Genomic DNA, 20,394 nt, shown 5'->3' with positions numbered 1-20,394 from the left:
TGATCCGCCACCATTTCGGATTAGGCTGAACTCGGGGCCATGCCCGACATCGGCCACGGCCGGTCGTCGCGCCTGACCAGTAGAAGAGATCAATCATGCCCCACATCGCTCGCAAGAAGACTCATCGCGGCCAAGCTTTCGTTATGCTCTCAGCCGTTTCCTGCTTTGCACTCGCCGGGGCCGGATTCGGATTCTGGATCGGCGATCGGGCCAATACGCCCGATAACGCTAGCATCGCCATGGAATCCATGCCCGTCAACCCATCGGAAACGGATTCTGGCGAAATTGGCGCCATTGCGGCCCGTTTGGGTGAAATGCGTGCCGAACTCATGCGGATCAATGCACTCGGTGAACGTCTGGTCCAGATCTCCGGCCTCGATCCCGATGAGTTCGATTTCGTGAATGCGCCACCACGCGGCGGACCTGAGACGGCCATGGCCCGCGATTACACCATCAAGGAACTGGCCGATGAGTTGTCGACGCTGGTGGTTCTCGTCCAGGATCGCGAGCGCAAACTCGATCGACTCACCGACCAGATCCTGGACCAAAGGCCTCGGTCGGCCAGCGCCCAGATCAGCGGCTGGCCGGTGCGTTCCGGGTATATCACCTCTGGTTATGGTTTCCGTGTCCATCCGGTTCGCAATAAGCGCCAATTCCATTCGGGCGTCGATTTCTCCAGTCCGCGCGGTGCCCCCGTCCAAGCCGTCGCCGATGGTCTCGTCGTCTTCAGTGGGCGACGCAACGGCTATGGCAACCTGGTCGACATCCGTCATCGCGATGGACTGGTGACGCGCTACGCCCACAACAGCGCCAATCTGGTCCGGGAGGGTGATCTGGTCCGGCAGGGTCAGAAGATCGCGGCCGTTGGTTCGACCGGAACCGCCACGGGTCCGCACGTCCATTTTGAGGTGCTGCGAAATGGGCAGGCGGTCAATCCCATGCCCTATCTGCGTGCGCGTCCGACTCAGCGGCTCGCGAGTGCCGACCTGAAGCGCTAGGTGGTCTGATCCTCGGTCAAGCGCCCGACCGTTCGCTTTGGGCGCATTCACAGACGCGGTTTGCAGCAAAATCCGTTATCATCCGCCGATTTCCGCGACAGGCTCTAAGACTCTTTACCGATGTTCAATCCATTCAAGAAGATCTTTGGCAGCCGCAACGATCGGCTGGTCAAATCATTGATGAAGACCGTGGCGCGTATCAACGCGCTGGAACCCGAGTTCGCCCAACTCTCGGATCAGGCGCTCGCCGCCAAGACCGCTGAGTTCCGCGAGCGCCTGGCCGGGGGGGCGGTGCTCGACGACCTGCTGCCCGAAGCCTTCGGCGTGGTGCGCGAGGCCGGTAAGCGCGTGCTCGGGATGCGCCACTTCGACGTGCAGCTCGTCGGCGGCATGGTCCTGAACAGCGGCAAGATCGCCGAGATGCGCACCGGTGAAGGCAAGACCCTGGTCGCCACGCTCGCCGCTTATCTCAATGCGCTGCCCGGAAAGGGCGTGCATGTGGTCACGGTCAACGACTATCTGGCGCGACGCGACGCGGCCTGGATGGGGAGGCTCTATCACTTCCTGGGGCTGTCGGTCGGAGTCATCAACTCTTCGGGCGGGTTGGGACCGGACATGTCCTCCTATCGGTTCGACCCCGACTTCGAACCAAATGCCGACCAAGGCTATCGTCATCTGCGCCCGTGCACCAGGCGCGAGACCTATGCCGCCGACATCACCTACGGCACCAACAACGAATACGGTTTCGACTATCTGCGCGACAACATGGCGTTCACGCCAGAGCAGCGCGCCCAGCGCGATCCGTTCTACGCCATCGTCGACGAGGTCGACTCCATCCTGATCGACGAGGCGCGCACGCCGCTCATCATCTCGGGTCCGTCCGAGGGCAGCACGGATCTCTACAAGCAGATCGACACCCTCATCCCCAGGCTCACACGCCAGGCGCCCATCACCAACGAAGAAGGCCAGCCGGACTTCGGGCCGGGCGACTTTTCGGTCGATGAAAAGACTCGCCAGGTCTATCTGAGCGAAGAGGGGCACGAGAAGGTCGAGCAGATGCTCGTCGAGAGCGGGCTGCTGGAGGAGGGCGACGGGCTCTATGATCCGGGCAACATCGTGCTCATGCATCATGTCTATGCCGCGCTGCGCGCCCACACGCTGTTCCAGAAGAACGTCGAGTACATCGTGCGCGACGGTCAGGTCATCATCGTCGACGAGTTCACCGGGCGTACCATGCCGGGCCGGCGCTGGTCGGAAGGTCTGCATCAGGCCGTCGAAGCCAAAGAAGGCATGCCGATCCAGCCCGAAAACCAGACCATGGCCTCGATCACCTTCCAGAACCTGTTCCGGCTCTACCCCAAGCTCTCGGGCATGACCGGCACGGCGGATACCGAAGCCTATGAGTTCCAACAGATCTATGGTCTGGAAGTGGTTGTCATCCCGACCAATCAGCCGATGGTCCGCGACGATCGCGGTGATCTGGTCTATCTGACCCCGGACGAAAAATACGCCGCCATCATCGCCGATGTGCAGGACTGCGTGCAGCGCGGTCAGCCGGTGCTGGTCGGCACCGCCTCGATCGAGACCTCCGAGCTGGTCTCCGGCCTGCTCAAGAAGGCCGGGATCGCCCACGAGGTGCTCAACGCCAAGCAGCACGAGCGCGAGGCCGGCATCATCGCCCAGGCCGGACGCCCGGGCGCCGTGACCATCGCCACCAACATGGCCGGTCGCGGCACCGACATCGTGCTCGGCGGCAATCTGGAGGCCGAACTGGAGGACGCTGAACCCAACGCCGATCGCGAGGCGTTGCGTGCGGCCTGGAAGGCGCGTCACGAGCAGGTCATCAACGCCGGCGGTCTGCATGTGGTCGGCACTGAGCGTCACGAATCGCGGCGCATCGACAACCAGTTGCGCGGCCGTTCGGGTCGTCAGGGCGACCCAGGTTCCTCGCGCTTCTATCTGTCGCTCGAAGACAACCTGATGCGTATCTTCGCCTCCGATCGCGTCGGCAAGATGATGCAGCGTCTCGGAATGCAAAAGGGCGAGGCCATCGAGCATCCCTGGGTGACCAAGGCGATCGAGAACGCCCAGCGCAAGGTCGAGGGTCGCAACTTCGACATCCGCAAGCAACTGCTCGAATACGACGATGTCGCTAACGATCAGCGTAAGGTCATCTATCGTCAGCGCCGTGATCTCATGGATGCGCTCGATATCTTCGAGACCATCGAGGCGATGCGCGCCGATGCGCTCAAGGGGCTGATCGACACCTATATCCCGCCCGAGAGCCTGGAAGAACAGTGGCACGTTGCTGGACTCTCCGAGGCGCTCGCCGCGCACTTCGGTGGCGACTGGCCGATCCAGAACTGGCTCGACCAGGATCACGACCTGCATGAAGAGACGCTGCGCCGTCGCATCCAGGAGACGCTCGCTCAGCGCTACCAGGAGCGCGAGAGTCTGATCGGCGCGGCCAACATGCGCCAGGTCGAGAAGGCGATCATGCTGCAGGTGCTCGACAGTCACTGGAAGGACCATCTGGCGGCGATGGACTATCTGCGCCAGGGCATCCATCTGCGCGGCTATGCCCAGAAGAACCCCAAGCAGGAATACAAGCGCGAAGCCTTCCAGATGTTCTCGGCCATGCTCGACGGCATCAAGCAGGACGTGGTCACCACGCTGGCCAAGCTGGAAATTCAGTCTGGAGAAGGACTCGAGTTCACAGGGCAGCGCGCGCCTGAACCGGCACCTAGGGATTTTGAGTTCAAGCATGATGCCTTCGAAGGCTTCGGGGATGGTGCGGCGGGTGCCGACGGTTTGCCCGAATCGGCGGGTGGTCGGGGTCGGAGTCAGGGCGAGGAGGCGCATAACCCCTATGTGCGCGACGGGCGCAAGGTCGGGCGCAATGAACCCTGTCCCTGTGGATCGGGCAAAAAATACAAGCAGTGCTGCGGCAAGGTCGACTAGAGAGGCGATGACGTCACATGAGCCAGACCGAGCTGTCTTTTCTGTCCGTCCCCGGTGTGCGCCTGGCGACCATTGGGGCTGGCATCCGCTATCAGGGGCGCGATGATCTGCTGGCTCTGGAGCTGACGCCCGGCTCCAGTTGTGCCGCCGTCTTCACCCGCAACGCCTTTTGCGCGGCGCCTGTGACGCTCGCACGCCATCATCTGAGCCAGACTGCGCCGCGTTATCTGCTCGTCAACTCAGGTAACGCCAACGCCGGTACGGGCGCGCGCGGACTGGATGACGCACGCACCTGCTGTGCCGCGCTCGCTGAGGCGGCAGGCTGTCGGCCCGAGGAGGTATTGCCCTTCTCGACCGGCGTGATCGGTGAGCCGCTGCCCGTCGATCGACTGGCAGCAGCCCTGCCGGCCCTGCTCGAACGTCTCGATGCCGATGCCTGGCCGGTCGCGGCGCGCGCCATCATGACCACGGACACCGTGCCCAAACTTTGCGCGCGCACCTTCGAGATCGATGGACGGACAGCGACCATCACAGGTATCGCCAAGGGCGCGGGCATGATCTGTCCCGACATGGCGACCATGCTCGCCTTCATCGCCACCGATGCGGCTGTCGCGCCCGAGGTGCTGCACAGCTGCCTCAAGTCGGCATCCGATCGCTCGTTCAATGCCATCACCATCGACGGCGACACCTCGACCAATGATGCCTGTGTGCTGGCTGCAACCGGGGTGCTCGGCAATGCGCCTATCGTTGATACGCACAGTGCTGACTATAGCGCCCTGCAAGCCGCCGTCGAGTCGGTCTGCGTCGAACTGGCGACCGCCATCGTGCGCGACGGCGAGGGGGCGACCAAGCTGGTGAGGGTGCGTGTCGAGCAAGCGCGCGATCACAACGAAGCGCGCCGTGTAGCCTACACCATTGCCCATTCGCCGCTGGTCAAGACCGCGCTTTTCGCTTCAGATCCCAACTGGGGGCGCATTCTGGCCGCCGTGGGTCGGGCCGGCGTCGAGGGTCTGGTCATCGAGGATGTCGATATCTGGCTCGGTGAGGTGCGGATCGTCGACGCGGGCGGTCGCGCGGCGGATTACACCGAGCAGGCTGGCGCCGCCGTCATGGCTGAGTCCGAGATTTTGATCCGGGTCACGCTCGGACGCGGTGCGGTCGAGACCGAGGTGCTCACCTGCGACTTCTCCTACGACTATGTCCGCATCAACGCCGAATATCGCAGTTGATTGCGGTTAGGTGTCGAATCCTGTCTGGCGGTCAACGCGCGAGTTGGTATCGATGAATGGCGCTGATCCGGAGTCACGGACTCAAGTCTGACAACGCGGACAATAGAAACTCGACCGCTGTCCGATCTGCTGTTGCTCGATGGGCTTGCCGCAGAGCCGGCACGGCTCACCTGCGCGGCCATAGACATTGAGCCACTGAGCGAAATAGCCCGGTTGGCCTGATTCGTTGACGAAGTCGCGGAGCGTGGTACCGCCCTGCTCGATGGCCGCCCCGAGCAACAGTTTGATCGCGGAGGCAAGTCCAGTGTAATGCCACCGCTCAAGCACGTTGCAGGGACGCGCCGGATGGATGAAGGCTTGAAACAGTGCTTCACTCGCATAGATGTTGCCGACGCCAACCACGACCGCCTGATCCATGATGAATGACTTGACGGCGAGCCGACGCGAGCGGCTCAGACGGTAGAGATGTTCGCCGTCGAAGTCGTCACCTAGCGGCTCAGGTCCCAGCTTGCACAGCAGCGGATGCTCAACGAGCGCGATCTCGGGTGACTGCGGAATCCAGAGAAAGGTTCCGAAGCGGCGCGGGTCGTGAAAGCGCAGCATCCCGCCATCCGAGAGCAACAGATCGAGATGATCGTGCGGTCTGGGCGCACTCTCGGCCGTGACGAGACGCAGACTGCCCGACATACCGAGATGGATGAACAGGCTGCCGTGTTCGAGTTCAATCAGCAGATATTTGGCGCGCCGACGCAGCGAGCGGATCGGCTGGCCGACGACCCGCTCGGGCATCTCGGGCGGGATCGGCTGGCGTAAACGCGGCTCGCGCACGACGAGTCCTGTGATCTGACGGCCTGCCAAATGCGGCTGGATACCGCGCAGCGTGGTCTCGACTTCCGGCAGTTCTGGCATCGGGTGATCCCGTGGGTTGAGTGGCGATTAACGATCGGTCTTGGCCTCGAGCCGGATCGGCTCCAGCAACCGTGCCTCAAAGTCGGTCAGGACGCTGAACTCGACCCGACGCGAGGCGGCGGGGTCTTCGTGCCCCTGGGCATCGTTGACCGGTCGCGACGAAGACAGACCAACCGCCGCGACGCGCCCCCGGAACCAGTCCTCACCCTTGAGCTGATCGAGTCCGTAGGCGAAGCGCAGCACGGCCTGCGTGCGCTGCTGGCTCAGCTCCATATTGAGAAAGTAGGCGTCCAGCGGTGCGGTGCCCGTGTTCCATTCGCTCGATGTATGGCCTTCGAGCCGGATTTCGCGGATGACGTCGCGGAACGGCTTGAGCTGGGCGACATAGCGCGGCAGGAAATCGTTTAGGATCGCCTCGAAATCGGGTTTGATCCGTGCCGAATTGCGGTCGAAGAGCACATCCGGCTCGCGAAAACGCAACGTCAGCGTGCGCTCAACCAGTTCGGCGTTCCAGCGCGGCAGATCATCGCGAAACTCGCGTTCGAGCGCCAGATAAATCGCTTGACGCGATTCAGCAGCGGTGACCCGCACCTCGGTTTCGACCTGATGCAGCCGCTCGACCTGAACCATGTGCAGCACGGCCAGGAACAGAAAGATCATCATCAGCGTGGCCATGAGGTCGGAGACTGTCAGCCAGTGGCTCTCGTCCTCGGGCGGGATCTCGGTCTCTGAGGTGCTCGACCAGGGTAGGGTGATGGTTTTCATGCTGAGGCCCTCGCCAGATCCAGAGAATTGGCGCCAAAGCGGGCGGCGGGTGCCGGCGACGTTGCGGTGCCGATGCGACCGATGCGTTGCTGCGCCTCCAGACCGGAGAGCACGGCGCCCTCGATGGTTTCGAGCATGGTGCGTATCCGCTGATCGATGGCTGGGAAGGCTTCCTTGGCGCGTTCGCGCAGATCAGCGATGCCGCCGAGCGCGGATTCGAGTTCGAGCGTCTCGCGCCGCAGCGCCTGCATGGTCGATTGCTGATCCTCGACATGGGTGGTGATCTGGCTGGCCTGCTGGGTCAGCGTCTGGAGACTGGTCTGCGAGCGCTCGACGCCGGCAACGGCCAGTTCGAGCTGTGCCCCCAGCACGTCCATGTGCTCGCGATACTGCTCCTGCCACGCCAGCAACTTGCCGACCGAGGCGTCGAGATGGCGGAAGTTCTCGCCGAACTGCGCGCTGAGCTTGTCGTTGAAGTCGCGGATCACGGATTCGAGCGCCGCCATCAGCTGGCGCGAACCAAGCTCGCTCAGTTGGCCGGCGAAGTCGCTGAACGCCGCCAGTTGTGCCGCATGCTGATGTTCCAGGGTCTGGATCAGACGCCCGTCCATCTGCGCAAGCTGCTCGCCGAGCTGACGGGTCGCGGTGAGCTGGGCATCGGCGATCTGGACCTGGAGCCTGAAGAGCGCGGCCGGATCGCTGGCATCCATCACCGCCTCGGTCGTGCGTGCACCGGTCGCCCGGCGTCCATCGCGCCCGAGCACCTGCGTCAGCCGGAGTGTGGTCGCCAGCAGGATGCCGATGATGCTGGTGATGAAGGCAAGCTTCAAACCGTCGAGCAGCAGCGGGATGCTGTACTCGATGTGGCTGGAGTCGAAGTCGAGCAGGCCGATGGCGATGCCGAGAAAGGTGCCGAGGATGCCGAACGTGGTCAGGAGTGTCGGAGCGCTCTGTTGGAAGGCGGCGGCGCGCTTGGTGAGCGTGGCGGCCAGCGCCAGTGAGAAGAGCATGAACATGAGAAACACGAACAGACCCGTGACCAGGGTCGAGTCCAGGTGCTCCAGAGCCATGACGACGACGTGGGCGATCGACTCGAACATGATGGACCTCGCTTGAGCGTTGGATGCGCGCCAGACGATCACTGGGCGCCCTTGACGAGGTCCAAGCAGGACTCGGGCCAAAACGATGAAGCGCGGCGCTGAATCCAGGTGTCGCGCGCGAGCACCTGCCGCAGCGCGAACCTAGAGTCCTGCGCGGTTCGGGAGAGGCGTCAATTGATTGACGGCGCGGGTGACGTCGCAGGCATTGACTGAGTCGAGGGTGCCGGCTCGCCCTTGGATTCGAGCAGCGCGTTCTCCTCATGAATGGCGGCGTCGGTTTCGCGGGTCATGACGATGAGGCTGATACGGCGGTTGATGGGGTTGTTTGGGTTGTCCTTGTCAAAGGGGATGGTCGAGGCGAAACCGACCACGCGCCCGACCTTGTCCGGATCCATTCCGCCGTCGATAAGCGCGCGGCGGGCCGCATTCGCCCGTTCGGTGGACAGCTCCCAGTTGCTGTAGGACAGACCACCGAGCGGGCGTGCATCCGTGTGTCCGGTCAGACTGACGCGGTTAGGAACCTGATTGATCAGGGCGCCCAGCTCGCGCAGGATGTCGGAGGTATAGCCCTTGAGCTTGGCGCTGCCGAGGTCGAACATGGATCTGTGCTCTTTGTCGACGATCTGGATGCGCAGTCCCTCGGGCACGATGTCGATCAGGAGCTGATCCTTGTAGGGGGCCAGCGTATCGCTCAACTCCAGCTTGCGTTCCAGGATCTCTTTGAGCGTAGCCAGACGCGCCGCATCCTGCTCATGGGCCAGTGCCTCGATCTGCTCGGGATCGAGCATGGATTCCTGCACCGTAGGAGTCGGCGGCCCCATGTCGAGCGCGCCCTCGAACTCGACGAGCGAGGGTTTGGAGCCGGTGCCTTCGCCTTGCGTCTGCGAGGGCGAGGTGGCGATGCCCATGAAGACCGAGGGGTTGTTGAAATAGTCCGAGATCGCCGCTTTCTGGTCCTCGGTGGTCGCGCCGAGAATCCAGAGCAGCATGAAGAAGGCCATCATGGCCGTGGCGAAATCGGCGAAGGCGATCTTCCAGGCTCCGCCGTGATGACCACCCTTTTTGATGATCTTCTTGACGATGATCGGCTGCTTGGATTCGTTAATGGGCATCGCGTGCGACTCCCGCGCTATTTGGTTCCTCGCAGATGCTGCTCGAACTCCTGGAAGTTGGGCCGCAGTTCCGGCGGCATGGTCTTGCGGCCGAACTCGACGGCGACCTGTGGACTGTACCCCTGCACATTGGCCAGGATGCACGCCTTGAGACAGGATAGATAGCGCGTCTCATCGGCCGCCAGGCGTTCCAGGTAGCTGGCGATGGGGCCGACGAACCCATAGGAGAACAGGATGCCGCTGAAGGTTCCGACCAGAGCCGCGGCGACCAGTCCGCCGACCTCTTCCATGGGACCGCCGAGCGCCGCCATGGTGTGCACAATGCCAAGCACGGCCGCGACGATGCCGAAGGCCGGCAGACCGTCAGCGACCTGCTGCACGGCATGCGAGGCTTCCTCGGCGGCGTGATGGTGCGTCTCGATCTCGACATCCATGAGGTTTTCGAGCTCGAAGGGATTCATGTTGCCGCTGACCACGAGCCGCATGTAATCGGAAATGAACTCGATGGCGTGATGGTTGTTGAGGATCAGCGGATATTTCTGAAACAGCGCGCTGCTTTCAGGCTCCTCGATGTCGGACTCGATGCCCATGAGTCCTTCCTTGCGCGCCTTGTTGAAGAGCTCGTACATGAAGCCGAGCGCGTCCATGTAATGGGTCTTCTTGTACTTCGGGCCGCTGAAGAGGGCCGGTATCGATTTGAGCGATTTGAGAACCACGCTCATCGGGTTGGCGATGACGAAGCCGCCGCCGGCCGCGCCCAGGATGATGACCAGCTCGAAGGGCTGCCAGAGCGCCATGACATGCCCGCCACCAGCGGCGAATCCACCCAGGACGGAGGCAACGACGATGATCGAACCCAGAATGAAGTTCACGTGGATCGGCTACCCGAGCAGTTGCGGATTCTGGAATTTAGCGCATGACGAGCCTTTAGCGTGCCCGCTAATATAGCATTCGTCGAGCGGCGCCAACCAATGCGCTGGGCGTCCATGATCGAATGCGGGGGCTGAGGCGGCATGGAATCGGTGTGGTTGGACAGCGTGATCGCGCAGGCCAGGCTCGAAGAGCTGCCGGTGCGCTCGCAAACACGCCGCGAACTCGCCCAGGTTCTGGCTGACGAGGCGACGCCACTGGGTCGGATCGCGCTGGTCGTGATGAGCGATCCGGGGCTGGCGCTGCGCGTTCTGCAGCAAGCCAACCAGGTCGAGCATCGTCACTTCAGCCGCGAGATCGCCTCGCTGGAGGACGCCATCCAGATGCTGGGCACCCGGACGCTGGCCGAACTCGAGCGCACGGCTCCGCTGGCCGAGACAGTGCTCGACGCCCAGCGGCTCGACCATTACCAGCGAAGCTGTGGACGTGCGTTGCTCGCCGCATTGCTGGCCCAGGATTGGGCCGAACTCGACCGGGATCGGGTGCCGACCGAGATCGCGCTGGCGGCCTTGCTCAATAATCTCGGTGAGCTGTACCTGCTGGCGCATGGTGATGCCCGCATCAACCGGTATCTGGAAATGATGGCGCGCGTGCAGGTGCTGCCGCACGAGGCCGAATATGTGACGCTCAGCGAAAGCCTGGAGGCCTTGGGGTATAGACTGGCGCTCAAGTGGAGCCTGCCGGAGATGGCGCGTGAATCGATGCGCGGACGCAATGCACGCCATCTGCGCCCGCTGTGCGTGATGTTGGCGACTCAGATCGCCCGTCATGCCTATTCGGGCTGGGGTCGCCCCGGACAGTGGTCCGACCTGCGTCTGGTGGCTGAGCTCCTGGAACTCGATGTTGGGATGCTCTGTGATCGCGTCGATCGTGTCCTGGATCGTTTCAACGAGCGCGCCTGGCTCTATGGTTGCAAGCCACTCGATGCCTTGCCGCTGGTGACTGGGCGGGAGGAGGCGCGGATGTTGGCGCGCCCCTGTGATACAGCGTTCTGTCTGGCGCCGCGCGCCGATGACCTGGCCCGCGCCAGTGCGTCGCTGGTTCCAGGCGTGATCGACGACCGCGAGCGGCTCATCCTGGCATGGCTGCGCGGTCTGCATCGCGGCTTGGGCCTGAATCGCGTGCTCTATGTCGCCTTCGATCCGCTGCAAGGGAGACTGACCGCCGAGCAGCTCGTGGGCACGGACTTTGAGCCGAGCTTTAATCGGTTCAGTCTGGCGCTGGAGGCGGGCGGACTCTTCGCGCGACTGATCGAGACGCCCGGCGCGCTGTGGTTGAATGCGGCGAATCGCGCTGAGTGGATCGATCAGGTACCGGTGGATGTCAAGACCTTGACGGGGGTGGAGAGCTTCATGGCACGCTCGGTATGGGTCCGGGGTCAACCGGTCGGTCTGGTCTATGCCGATCGCCGGGCGGTCGACTGCGCACTCGATGTCCGTGCCTACCAGGGGTTTATGCAGCTGGCGGCGCTCGCCGAAGCGGCTTTGGCGCGCTTCGGCTGAGGCGGACGTGGGTCGCTAGGTCCAGGGCAGGCGTGTCTTGGTCGGCTCGTAGTCGTCGCTTTCGACGGGACGCACCTCGCGTCGGCGGCGCATGACAGCCAGGGCGGCTTCGACCGCGTCATCGACCTCCTGGCGCATGGCCAGGCGGTCGGCATCCCCGAGATGCGACCACAGATCCACGGCGTGGCGTACATAGCGCGCCGGCAGCGCATTGAGCGCCAGACAGGCGAGGTCGGCCACGAAATCAGCGTCGTGTTCTTCATCTCGACCGGAGAGCTTATCCTGGATGGACTCCAGGACCAGATTTTCATAATAGTTCTGGATACTCGTGAGCATGGTCTCAACCAGGGCCAACTGTCGATCCCGTCATCTTAGCAAGAGTGTGCCATCCGGTGCTGAATGACTTTTCCGCTGTCTTCGAAGCGGTTAGGATCGCGACCACTCGGTTCACGATGTTCGTGATGACTGGCGCCCAAATCGACCGTCCGTGCGGCGGCTAGCTTGAGGGTAGAGAGGGGAAAGCGCTCGGTGATGAGAATCGGTCTGTATGGCGATGAGTCCGCCCGTCTTGCCACGCGGCATGTCCTGGAATTCCTGGGCTGTGATGTGTGTGAACTGACGAGCCTCGATCCGGTCGTGAGCACGGATTTAACGGCGATTTGGGTCTGTGACACGGCCACGGCGCTTGAGCAGGTGCTTGCTCGGCGCTCCGCCGGTTGGCCGCCGCTCATTTGTCAGCCCGCCGACGGCGGCGCGGTTCAGGCCGATGGGCGGGCCTATGTCGTCGCTCCGCCGCTGACGCCCGGACTGGTGATCCAGATCCTGCAACGGCTTCAGCTCGAATCCAACCCTGAGCCACCGTCCGGGGTCGATCTGGTCGGGCGCCATCAGCAGATGCTGACAGTCAAGCGCCTGATCGCGCAGGTCGCGCGAACCGATGCGACCGTGCTCATCCTTGGTGAGACGGGGTCCGGCAAGGAGGTGGTCGCGCGTGCCATCCATGCGGCCTCAAATCGGGCCGACAAGCCATTCGTCGCCGTCAACTGCGGGGCCATTCCAGGCGAATTGCTCGAAAGCGAACTGTTTGGACACGAGAAGGGCGCCTTCACCGGCGCCTTCACCGCACGCGCCGGGCGCTTTGAGCTGGCCGGCGACGGTGTGCTCTTTCTCGACGAGATCGGCGACATGCCGCTGCCGATGCAGGTCAAGCTGCTGCGCGTGCTTCAGGAGCGTACCTTCGAGCGTGTCGGCTCCAATAAACCCATCCAGGCCAACGCACGCATCATTTCGGCCACGCATCGCAATCTCGAAGAAGCGGTCGAGGCCGGACTCTTCCGCCAGGATCTGTTCTTTCGGCTCAATGTCTTTCCGATCGAGCTGCCTTCACTGCGCGAACGTCAAAGCGACATTCCACTCCTGATCGCTACGCTCGAATCCCATCTACGCGAGCAGGGCGGTGAGCCGGCCCAGCTTGCGCCAAGCGTACTGGCGCATCTGAGCCAGCAGCCCTGGCCGGGTAATGTGCGCGAGCTGGCCAATCTGCTCGAACAGCTCTCGATCATGTATCCCGATCAGCTCGTCGATCTGGCGCAGTTGCCGAGTCGTTTTCGGCCCGATGGGCTGGATATCGTGCCGCCAGCGCTCGGCGAGTCGGGATCACCGTCGATCGGCGGGCTGCCTGGACTCGGCGAAGACCTGCTCCCGCCCGAGGGCACCGAAATGCGCGAGTATCTCAATGATCTGGAGCGGCGTATGATCCAGGTCGCGCTCGAACAGAACGATTTCGTCGTCGCCCGTGCCGCGCGCCGACTCGGAATGCGCCGCACGACGCTCGTCGAGCGGATGCGCAAGTTTGGACTGGAGCGTGACGCGCGCGACGAATCCTCGGATCTGTGAGACACCCCTCAACGCTCTCCATTCTGCTCATGCGTCAAAAAGACGTCGCTTCTGGTCCCTTGTGACCGACTGAAAAGCGGCATTGAATTTGCTGGATCAAGTGCATCCTATGATGGCCGTCCCCCACCGAGCGCTTGGCTCGGGAATGCGCGGAGACGGGCCTCGAATCCACGAGGCACGAACCAGGAGATTCCAGAGTCATGAGCGGCGAGATGCAGGTCCAGAATGTGCTGGCGCAGATGCGTGCGCTCGCCCAGTCGGGTCGCGTCGAGAGTTCAGCGCCGGTCGCCGAGGTCAATGACGTCCAGGGGACGGATGATGATTTCGCCTCCAAATTGCGCGATGCCGTTCGCGACGTCAACGAGATCCAGCAGGAGTCGTCATCCATGCAGACACGCTTCGAGCTGGGAGACAACAATGTCAGCCTGCCCCAGGTGATGGTGGCCATGAACAAGTCGAGCATCGCCTTCGAGGCGACCAACCAGGTGCGCAACCGGTTGCTGTCGGCCTATCAAGAAGTCATGAGCATGCAGGTTTAGGCCGGCGCGCCCCAGAGTTGACCTGACATCGCCGCCATGGACACTGCCATCGCCGAAAATCCGAATCCGAGCCTGGATCCGAATTCAAATCCGAGTCCCGATCCGAATACGCTGGGCGGGCGCCTGGCGCTCGGACTTCAGAGCTTCAGAGACATGTCGGCCGGGCGTCAGATCGCCCTCATCGGCACCCTGGCCGGCGGATTGGTGGCGGTCGCGGCCATCCTGTTCTGGACCCTCAAGCCGACCTATGCGCCGCTCTTCAGCCAGATCGACAGTGCTGAAGCCAGCGAGGTGATGACGGCACTCGACCAGCTGGGCGTGCCCTACCGGGTAGACAATTCGACCGGTCAGATCGAGATTCCACAGCAACGCCTGGCCGAGACCCGACTGCAACTGGCTGGTCAGGGTCTGCCCAAGTCGGCTGATATCGGCTTCGAACTCTTGCAGCAGGATTCGGGGTTCGGCACCAGCCGCTTGATCGAGGGCGCGCGTTTCCAACGTGCGCTCGAAGGCGAACTGGGACGTTCCATCGCTGCCCTGGAGCCGGTCGATAAGGCGCGCGTGCATATCGCCCGGGCCGAGCGCTCGGTGTTCGTGCGCGAGCGCATTCCGCCGAGCGCCTCGGTCGTGGTGCATCTGAAGGGCAATCGGGGCTTGACCGACACCCAGGTCGGCGCCATCGTGCATCTCGTGTCGTCCAGCGTGCCTGAACTCACACCCGATCGCGTCACCGTGGTCGACCAGAGCGGGCGGCTCCTGACCTCGGATGGCGAGGACAAGAGCAGCCGGCTCAGTCTGGATCATCTCGAATACACCCATCGGGTCGAGTCGCGCTATGTCGATCGCGTCCAGTCGCTGCTGATACCCATCGTCGGACGCGACCGGGTGCGGGTCCAGGTGTCGGCCGATCTGGATTTCTCGCGTGTCGAGCGTACCCAGGAGTCCTATGATCCGGATCGGACCGCGATCCGCTCCGAGCAATTGAACGAGGAGGAGCGGATCGGCGCCGACCCGCTTGCTGGCGGTATTCCCGGCGCCTTGACCAATCAGCCGCCAGCCGGCGGTGTGGTCGGTCAGCAGCAGGCGCCGGCCAATGCTACGGTGCCGAGCAGCCGCAGTCAGCAGACGACACGCAACTATGAGGTCGATCGGACGATCTCACATATTCAGGAGACGCCCGGTGGCGTGCGCCGGCTCACAGCCGCCGTGGTGGTCGACTATGTCGATCAGGTCAACGAGGCCGGCGAGCCGGTCCGCGCCCCGCGCTCGGACGCTGAAATGGAGACACTGCGCGAGCTGGTGCGCGAGGCCATCGGTTTCAACGAAGCGCGGGGCGATTCGCTGCAAGTGCGCTCGGCCTCCTTCATGCCGCAGACCGACGAGGATGAGGAACCCATCTGGACCCAGCCCTGGTTCCTGGAGCTGGCCAAGATCGTCGGTGGACTGCTGCTGGCGCTGATCGTGATGCTGACCGTCGTCAAGCCGACGATCAGCCAGCTCCTGCCCAAGCCGCCTGAGCCGGAGGCTCCGGAGGAGGACGAGGAGACTCGCGCCCTGACGGATGGCATCGAAGGCGAGGGCGAGGAAGGCGACGACATCGTGTCGCTGACACACGAGCCCTCGGGTCTCGCGGCACTCATGGGCCCGAAGGGACAGGATCGTCAGCAGCTCGACCTGGAAGCGGTACGCGAGATGGTGCGCGAGGATCCCAAGCGGGTGGTACAGGTGATGAAGCAATGGTTGGCTGAAGATGGCAACGGATAAAAAAACAGGCTCCGAGCGCGTGGCCATCTTCATGATGAGTCTCGGCGAGGAATGTGCCGCCGAGCTGCTGCGTCACATGGGGCCCAAGGAGGTCCAGAAGATCGGCGGCGCCATGGCCTCGCTGGAACGGGTCACGCGCACCGATATCGACGCTGTGCTCAAAGAGTTCTCCGAGCTGATCCAGGATCAGACCGCACTCGGGATCGGCGCCGACGACTATGTGCGCAGTGTGCTGCGCACGGCGCTCGGTGACGATAAGGCCGCCGGCCTCATTGACCGCATCCTGATCGGGCGCAACTCCAAGGGGCTGGAGGCGCTCAAGTGGCTCGACCCGCGCGCCATCGCCGAGATGATCCGTCATGAGCATCCGCAGATCGTCGCCATCGTGCTCTCGCACCTCGATCCCGATCAGTCGGCCGAGACGCTCTCGCACCTGCCCGAGCGCATGCAGTCCGACCTCATTCTGCGCATCGCCACGCTCGATGGCGTGCAGCCGGCCGCGCTCCAGGAACTCGACGAGATCCTGGAGAGCCAGCTCTCGGGCAAGAACACCGCCAAGTCCTCGATGATCGGCGGTGTGCAGACGGCGGCCAACATCCTCAACTTCATGGAAGGCTCGCGCGAGTCGGCGATCATGGAAGGGGTCGGCCAGGTCGACGAGGATTTGAGCGAGCGCATCCAGGAGCTGATGTTCGTCTTCGCCAATCTGGTCGACGTCGACGATCGTGGTATCCAGACCCTGCTGCGCGAGGTCACGACCGAGTCGCTGGTGCTCGCGCTCAAGGGCGCCGAGGAGGAGCTTCGCGACAAGATCTTCAAGAATATGTCCAAACGTGCCGCCGAGATGCTGCGCGATGATCTGGAGACCAAGGGTCCGGTGCGCGTGAGCGATGTCGAGACCGCGCAGAAAGAAATCCTGGCTGTGGCCCGACGCCTGGCCGACAGTGGTGAGATCGCGCTCGGCAGCAAGGGTGGGGAGGCGATGCTGTGAGTCGCTTCATCTCGGCGTCGGATTCACGTCTCGCGGCCGGCATCCAGCGTTGGTTGCCGCCCGACGTCGACTTCGATCCATCCGCCGAGGACATCGCCGAGCCAGAAGGACCGCCGCCGCCCACTGCCGAGGAAATCGCCGCGCTGGAAGAAGCGGCGCGGCGCGAGGGCACCGAGGCCGGCTATCGAGAAGGCTATGAGACCGGCTATCGCGAGGGGCGCGAGAAGGCCGATCAGGAAGCAGAGACCGCGCAGGTTGAGCGTGAGGCGAGCGAGCGCGAATGGCGCGAGACCGAGGAGCAGAGGTTGCGCGAGACGGTCGCCGCGCTCGAAGGGATCGCGCGTGCTTTGGCCGATCCGCTGGCTGATTCGGCCGATGCCCTGGAGCCTGAGTTGCTGGCGCTGGTGTCGGCGCTCGCGCGGCGTGTGGTCATGGCTGAGCTGACGACGGACCCGGAACGCATTCAGGGTGTCTTGCACGAGGCGCTCCAGCAGTTGCCATCGCGCAAGCACCCGATCCGCATCCAGGTCAACCCACGCGACCAGGGACTGCTCATGGCCTATGCTGAGTCCCATAACGAGAACCTGACCTGGATCCCTGACCCCGAGGTCGAGCCTGGTGGTTGCATCCTGGTCAGCGGTCCAAGCCGTATCGATGCCAGCCTGGAGACGCGGCTGCGTCAGGGGATCGAGGCGATTTGGGGTGAACTGGAGCCGCCAGAGCCGGGCGCGCCGTCGTCGCCGGACGCTGAACAGGAACCCGTCACCGCCCCGGAGCCTGAACCTATATTCGATCCAGAGCCAGAGCCAGAGCCAGAGCCAGAGCCAGAGCCAGAGCTAGAAGCTGAGCCTGAGTCTGAACCTGAGTCTGAACCCGAACCACAGCCTACCGCCGAAGCCGAAGCCGAAGCCGAACAAGAGGCTGTCGCCGAAGTTGAGCAAGAGCCAGCCTTCGAACCTGAACCTGAACCTGAACCTGAACCGGAACCGGAACCGGAACCGGAACCGGAACCGGAACTTAATCCTGAGCCTGAATCAGAACCCGAGGTGCGACCGACATGAGCGACGTCATCGAGGATCTGAAACAACAAGGCTCGCAACAGCTCGTCCATGGCCTGCGCGAACGCTTGGCACGTTCGCGCCAGCGCATCGAGGACGTGCCCACCCCCCAACCCGAGGGCCGGCTGTCGCGCATGGTCGGCATGACGCTCGAAGCCGAGGGCATCCGGCTGCCGGTCGGCGGGCGAGCAGCAATCCATACCGCCCACGGCACCCGTCTGGGGGCCGAAGTGGTCGGTTTCCAGGGCGAGCGGACCTTCCTCATGCCTGAGGGCAAGCTCGAAGGTCTGGCGCCGGGTGCGCGCATCGAGCCATTGGAACAGACCCGACGCATCCCGGTTGGCCCGGCGCTGCTCGGGCGCGTCGTCGATGCGCTCGGCAAGCCGCTCGATGGTGGCGGCCCCATCCGCACCGCTGAGATGGCGCCGATCGAGGGGCGCCCGATCAATCCGCTCGGTCGCGTGCCTGTCACCCAACCGCTCGATGTCGGCATCCGTGCGCTAAACGGACTGCTGTCGGTCGGGCGTGGTCAGCGTATCGGGCTGTTCGCCGGCAGCGGCGTGGGTAAGAGCGTGCTGCTAGGCATGATGACTCGCCACACGGCGGCTGATGTCATCGTGGTGGGGCTCATCGGTGAGCGCGGACGCGAGGTCAACGAATTCATCTATGACATCCTCGATGAGGAATCGCGCCGTCGCACCGTGGTGGTCGCAGTGCCTGCCGATCAGTCGCCCCTGCTGCGCCAGCATGGAGCCTGGGTCTCGACCACCATCGCTGAATCTTTCCGCGACCGGGGGCTGAACGTGCTGCTCCTGATGGATTCGCTGACGCGCTTTGCCCAGGGCGCGCGCGAAATCGCCATGGCCATTGGTGAACCGCCGGCGACCAAGGGCTATTCGGCTTCGGTGTTCGCGCGTCTGCCGCAGCTCGTCGAGCGCGCGGGTAACGGCGATAAGGGTGGCGGCTCGATCACGGCCTTCTATACGGTACTCGCCGAGGGTGACGATCAGAACGATCCCATCGTCGACTCGGCGCGCGCCATCCTCGACGGCCACGTCGTGCTCTCGCGCGAGATCGCTGAGACCGGGCGCTATCCGGCCATCGACGTGGGCGCCTCGGTCTCGCGTGTCATGAGCGCCGTGGTCACGCCCGAGCATCAGAAGGCGGCCTACCGTTTTCGCAATCTGATGTCGACCTATGCGCGCAATCGCGATCTGATCGCCGTGGGTGCCTATCGTAAGGGATCAGACGCACAGCTCGACGAGGCTGTGGCCATGAATCCACGCCTGGAAGCCTATCTGGGTCAGGATCGGCGGGAAAAAGCCAGTTTCGAGGACTCGCGTCGTCAATTGTTCGAGCTGCTCGGCTTGCCAACGGGCCAGTGAGTTTGTTTGGCCCAGGAGGTGCATAGATGAGTGTCAAGCGTTTCCAGCGTCTGTTGAAGATTCGCGAGGCCCAGGAAAATGAGGCCGCTGTGGCACTTGCCGGACGTCTGGCCGAACTCAACCGGGTTGAGCAGCAACGCACCCAGCTCGTCGAGTATCAGGCCGGTTATCTCAATGCGCCGGTTCCCAACGATGTGAATCTGATGAAACAACTCTCGCTGATGCACCACCAATTACGCGACGCCTTGCAACAGCAGGATCTGCGTGTATCGGCGGCCCAGAGTCAGGTCGATCAAGCGCGCTCGGCCTGGATGGAGCGCCATCAGGCCAGTCGCTCGCTCGAAAAGCTCATCGAGCGCCGCCGCCGGTTCGATTCTGTCGTCGATGGCCGTCGACAACAGCACGAACTCGACATGTGGGCAACGCGCAAGGCCTTTGATTCTGATCGAAACGCCGGTTTTTCGACGTCTGACGAGGAGTGCTCCTGATGATGTCAACACATGCCACAGCAAGCGAGCTGTCGGGCCTGTTGCCGCAAATTCTGGGTGGCTTGGACGAGAGCGGGATTCTGGAGTCAGCCGAGAGCGGTGAATTCGTCCAATCACTGGCGGATCAGATCAAATTGCTCATGGTCCAGCATGGCGATGATCCGATCGAGGTCGCGGCCATCGACGATGAGGCGTTGGTGGCTCAGTTTTTTGCGCTCATCCAGGGGCAAAGCGAGCCGCTTGCCGGTGGGCTGTCTGTTACGACTGGCCTCGGTGGACTGATGGGTGGTGCCATGACGCCATCCGGGTCCGATGAAGAGGACACTGTTACCGTCGAAGAGCCGTCTGACGAGCTGTCGGAGTCTGAATCGGATGCCACTGTCCGCCTGGCTGCACTGCCAAACGTTATTTTGGAGCGGTTGAGCGAATCGGGCCGAATTCTGCCGACAGGAGCGAAAACGTCTGAGCTGTTGGGCAATCAGCTTACTTCAGAGCCTGTTGATGTGGAGACGCTGACGCGCGCGCTTTTGCGGCAGGTGAATCCATCCACTGTTCCGGATGGCGAGGTGCCTGAGATGGCTAGCTCGCTGGAGTCGACACCTGTCGATCTGGAGACGCTGACGCGCGCGCTCTTGCGGCAGGCGAATCCACCTACTGTTCCGTATAGCGAGATGCCTGAGATGGCTAGCTCGCTGGAGTCGACACCTGTCGATCTGGAGACGCTGACGCGCGCGCTCTTGCGGCAGGCGAATCCACCTACTGTTCCG

At 63.2% G+C, this 20,394-nt stretch carries 18 protein-coding genes; 12 read left to right on the top strand and 6 right to left on the bottom strand.

Going from position 1 to position 20,394, the window contains the following annotated elements; genetic code table 11:
• Nucleotides 1–95: 95 nt before the first annotated feature.
• From GJ668_RS12950 to argJ, 3 genes are all read left to right on the top strand, one after another.
• Complete coding sequence (locus GJ668_RS12950) at nt 96–998, top strand: M23 family metallopeptidase (RefSeq protein ID WP_155450565.1); 903 nt, start codon at nt 96–98, stop codon at nt 996–998.
• Nucleotides 999–1,118: 120 nt separating this feature from the next.
• Nucleotides 1,119–3,959, top strand: coding sequence for a preprotein translocase subunit SecA (gene secA / locus GJ668_RS12945; protein ID WP_155450564.1), 2,841 nt, complete (start codon nt 1,119–1,121; stop codon nt 3,957–3,959).
• A 17-nt stretch (nt 3,960–3,976) separates the two neighbouring features.
• Nucleotides 3,977–5,188 (top strand): bifunctional glutamate N-acetyltransferase/amino-acid acetyltransferase ArgJ, encoded by a 1,212-nt coding sequence (gene argJ, locus GJ668_RS12940; RefSeq protein WP_155450563.1) that lies wholly within the window; start codon nt 3,977–3,979, stop codon nt 5,186–5,188.
• Between the two features lie 81 nt (nt 5,189–5,269).
• Here the strand turns inward: argJ and mutM are convergent, their stop codons facing one another.
• The 5 genes from mutM to motA form a co-directional block, all read right to left on the bottom strand.
• Entirely contained in the window at nt 5,270–6,097 is an 828-nt protein-coding gene (mutM, locus tag GJ668_RS12935; RefSeq protein ID WP_155450562.1) for a bifunctional DNA-formamidopyrimidine glycosylase/DNA-(apurinic or apyrimidinic site) lyase, read from the bottom strand.
• A 27-nt stretch (nt 6,098–6,124) separates the two neighbouring features.
• Nucleotides 6,125–6,772, bottom strand: coding sequence for an OmpA family protein (locus GJ668_RS12930; protein WP_246194852.1), 648 nt, complete (start codon nt 6,770–6,772; stop codon nt 6,125–6,127).
• Nucleotides 6,773–6,858: 86 nt separating this feature from the next.
• Complete coding sequence (locus tag GJ668_RS12925) at nt 6,859–7,962, bottom strand: hypothetical protein (protein ID WP_155450560.1); 1,104 nt, start codon at nt 7,960–7,962, stop codon at nt 6,859–6,861.
• Between the two features lie 170 nt (nt 7,963–8,132).
• Nucleotides 8,133–9,074 carry a flagellar motor protein MotB gene (gene motB / locus GJ668_RS12920; RefSeq protein WP_155450559.1) on the bottom strand — a complete coding sequence of 314 codons (942 nt, stop codon included), beginning with the start codon at nt 9,072–9,074 and terminating at the stop codon, nt 8,133–8,135.
• Between the two features lie 17 nt (nt 9,075–9,091).
• A complete protein-coding gene (motA, locus tag GJ668_RS12915) occupies nt 9,092–9,946 on the bottom strand; it encodes a flagellar motor stator protein MotA (RefSeq protein WP_186343088.1) in 855 nt (284 codons plus the stop codon).
• 150 nt (nt 9,947–10,096) lie between these two features.
• Here motA and GJ668_RS12910 point away from each other — a divergent pair, with 150 nt between their 5' ends.
• On the top strand, nt 10,097–11,506 hold the full coding sequence (locus GJ668_RS12910) for an HDOD domain-containing protein (RefSeq protein ID WP_343032215.1): 1,410 nt from the start codon (nt 10,097–10,099) through the stop codon (nt 11,504–11,506).
• Nucleotides 11,507–11,521: 15 nt separating this feature from the next.
• Here GJ668_RS12910 and GJ668_RS12905 read toward each other — a convergent pair whose 3' ends face one another.
• Complete coding sequence (locus tag GJ668_RS12905) at nt 11,522–11,842, bottom strand: late competence development ComFB family protein (protein WP_155450557.1); 321 nt, start codon at nt 11,840–11,842, stop codon at nt 11,522–11,524.
• Nucleotides 11,843–12,037: 195 nt separating this feature from the next.
• Between GJ668_RS12905 and GJ668_RS12900 the strand changes: the two genes are divergently transcribed.
• The 8 genes from GJ668_RS12900 to GJ668_RS12865 form a co-directional block, all read left to right on the top strand.
• Entirely contained in the window at nt 12,038–13,402 is a 1,365-nt protein-coding gene (locus tag GJ668_RS12900) for a sigma-54 interaction domain-containing protein (protein WP_155450556.1), read from the top strand.
• Nucleotides 13,403–13,602: 200 nt separating this feature from the next.
• Nucleotides 13,603–13,941 (top strand): flagellar hook-basal body complex protein FliE, encoded by a 339-nt coding sequence (fliE, locus tag GJ668_RS12895; protein WP_246194847.1) that lies wholly within the window; start codon nt 13,603–13,605, stop codon nt 13,939–13,941.
• Between the two features lie 153 nt (nt 13,942–14,094).
• Nucleotides 14,095–15,705 (top strand): flagellar basal-body MS-ring/collar protein FliF, encoded by a 1,611-nt coding sequence (fliF, locus tag GJ668_RS12890; protein ID WP_246194850.1) that lies wholly within the window; start codon nt 14,095–14,097, stop codon nt 15,703–15,705.
• Complete coding sequence (gene fliG, locus GJ668_RS12885) at nt 15,692–16,696, top strand: flagellar motor switch protein FliG (protein WP_155450555.1); 1,005 nt, start codon at nt 15,692–15,694, stop codon at nt 16,694–16,696. The genes fliF and fliG overlap by 14 nt, the downstream gene beginning before the upstream one ends.
• Entirely contained in the window at nt 16,693–17,757 is a 1,065-nt protein-coding gene (locus tag GJ668_RS12880; RefSeq protein WP_186343087.1) for a FliH/SctL family protein, read from the top strand. The genes fliG and GJ668_RS12880 overlap by 4 nt, the downstream gene beginning before the upstream one ends.
• Nucleotides 17,754–19,139: a FliI/YscN family ATPase gene (locus GJ668_RS12875; protein ID WP_155450554.1), complete on the top strand. Its 1,386-nt coding sequence runs from the start codon at nt 17,754–17,756 to the stop codon at nt 19,137–19,139. Before GJ668_RS12880 ends, GJ668_RS12875 begins: the two co-directional genes overlap by 4 nt.
• Before the next feature lie 26 nt (nt 19,140–19,165).
• Complete coding sequence (gene fliJ, locus GJ668_RS12870) at nt 19,166–19,627, top strand: flagellar export protein FliJ (RefSeq protein ID WP_155450553.1); 462 nt, start codon at nt 19,166–19,168, stop codon at nt 19,625–19,627.
• Nucleotides 19,627–20,394 (top strand): hypothetical protein (locus GJ668_RS12865; protein WP_155450552.1); only part of this gene is annotated, 768 nt, incomplete at its 3' end. The genes fliJ and GJ668_RS12865, both read left to right, overlap by 1 nt.

Source organism: Allochromatium palmeri (assembly GCF_009720725.1).
Taxonomy (GTDB): domain Bacteria; phylum Pseudomonadota; class Gammaproteobacteria; order Chromatiales; family Chromatiaceae; genus Thermochromatium; species Thermochromatium palmeri.
Note: the sequence above shows the minus strand (reverse complement) of the source record. Positions and strands in the feature narration are given on the sequence as shown.

Bases quoted from the DNA above. Each gene is read 5' to 3' on its own strand.
- GJ668_RS12950 (WP_155450565.1), top strand. From the start codon at position 96: ATGCCCCACATCGCTCGCAAGAAGACTCATCGCGGCCAAGCTTTCGTT.
- secA (WP_155450564.1), top strand. From the start codon at position 1,119: ATGTTCAATCCATTCAAGAAGATCTTTGGCAGCCGCAACGATCGGCTG.
- argJ (WP_155450563.1), top strand. From the start codon at position 3,977: ATGAGCCAGACCGAGCTGTCTTTTCTGTCCGTCCCCGGTGTGCGCCTG.
- mutM (WP_155450562.1), bottom strand. From the start codon at position 6,097: ATGCCAGAACTGCCGGAAGTCGAGACCACGCTGCGCGGTATCCAGCCG.
- GJ668_RS12930 (WP_246194852.1), bottom strand. From the start codon at position 6,772: ATGGCCACGCTGATGATGATCTTTCTGTTCCTGGCCGTGCTGCACATG.
- GJ668_RS12925 (WP_155450560.1), bottom strand. From the start codon at position 7,962: ATGTTCGAGTCGATCGCCCACGTCGTCGTCATGGCTCTGGAGCACCTG.
- motB (WP_155450559.1), bottom strand. From the start codon at position 9,074: ATGCCCATTAACGAATCCAAGCAGCCGATCATCGTCAAGAAGATCATC.
- GJ668_RS12905 (WP_155450557.1), bottom strand. From the start codon at position 11,842: ATGCTCACGAGTATCCAGAACTATTATGAAAATCTGGTCCTGGAGTCC.
- GJ668_RS12900 (WP_155450556.1), top strand. From the start codon at position 12,038: ATGAGAATCGGTCTGTATGGCGATGAGTCCGCCCGTCTTGCCACGCGG.
- fliE (WP_246194847.1), top strand. From the start codon at position 13,603: ATGAGCGGCGAGATGCAGGTCCAGAATGTGCTGGCGCAGATGCGTGCG.
- fliF (WP_246194850.1), top strand. From the start codon at position 14,095: ATGTCGGCCGGGCGTCAGATCGCCCTCATCGGCACCCTGGCCGGCGGA.
- fliG (WP_155450555.1), top strand. From the start codon at position 15,692: ATGGCAACGGATAAAAAAACAGGCTCCGAGCGCGTGGCCATCTTCATG.
- GJ668_RS12875 (WP_155450554.1), top strand. From the start codon at position 17,754: ATGAGCGACGTCATCGAGGATCTGAAACAACAAGGCTCGCAACAGCTC.
- fliJ (WP_155450553.1), top strand. From the start codon at position 19,166: ATGAGTGTCAAGCGTTTCCAGCGTCTGTTGAAGATTCGCGAGGCCCAG.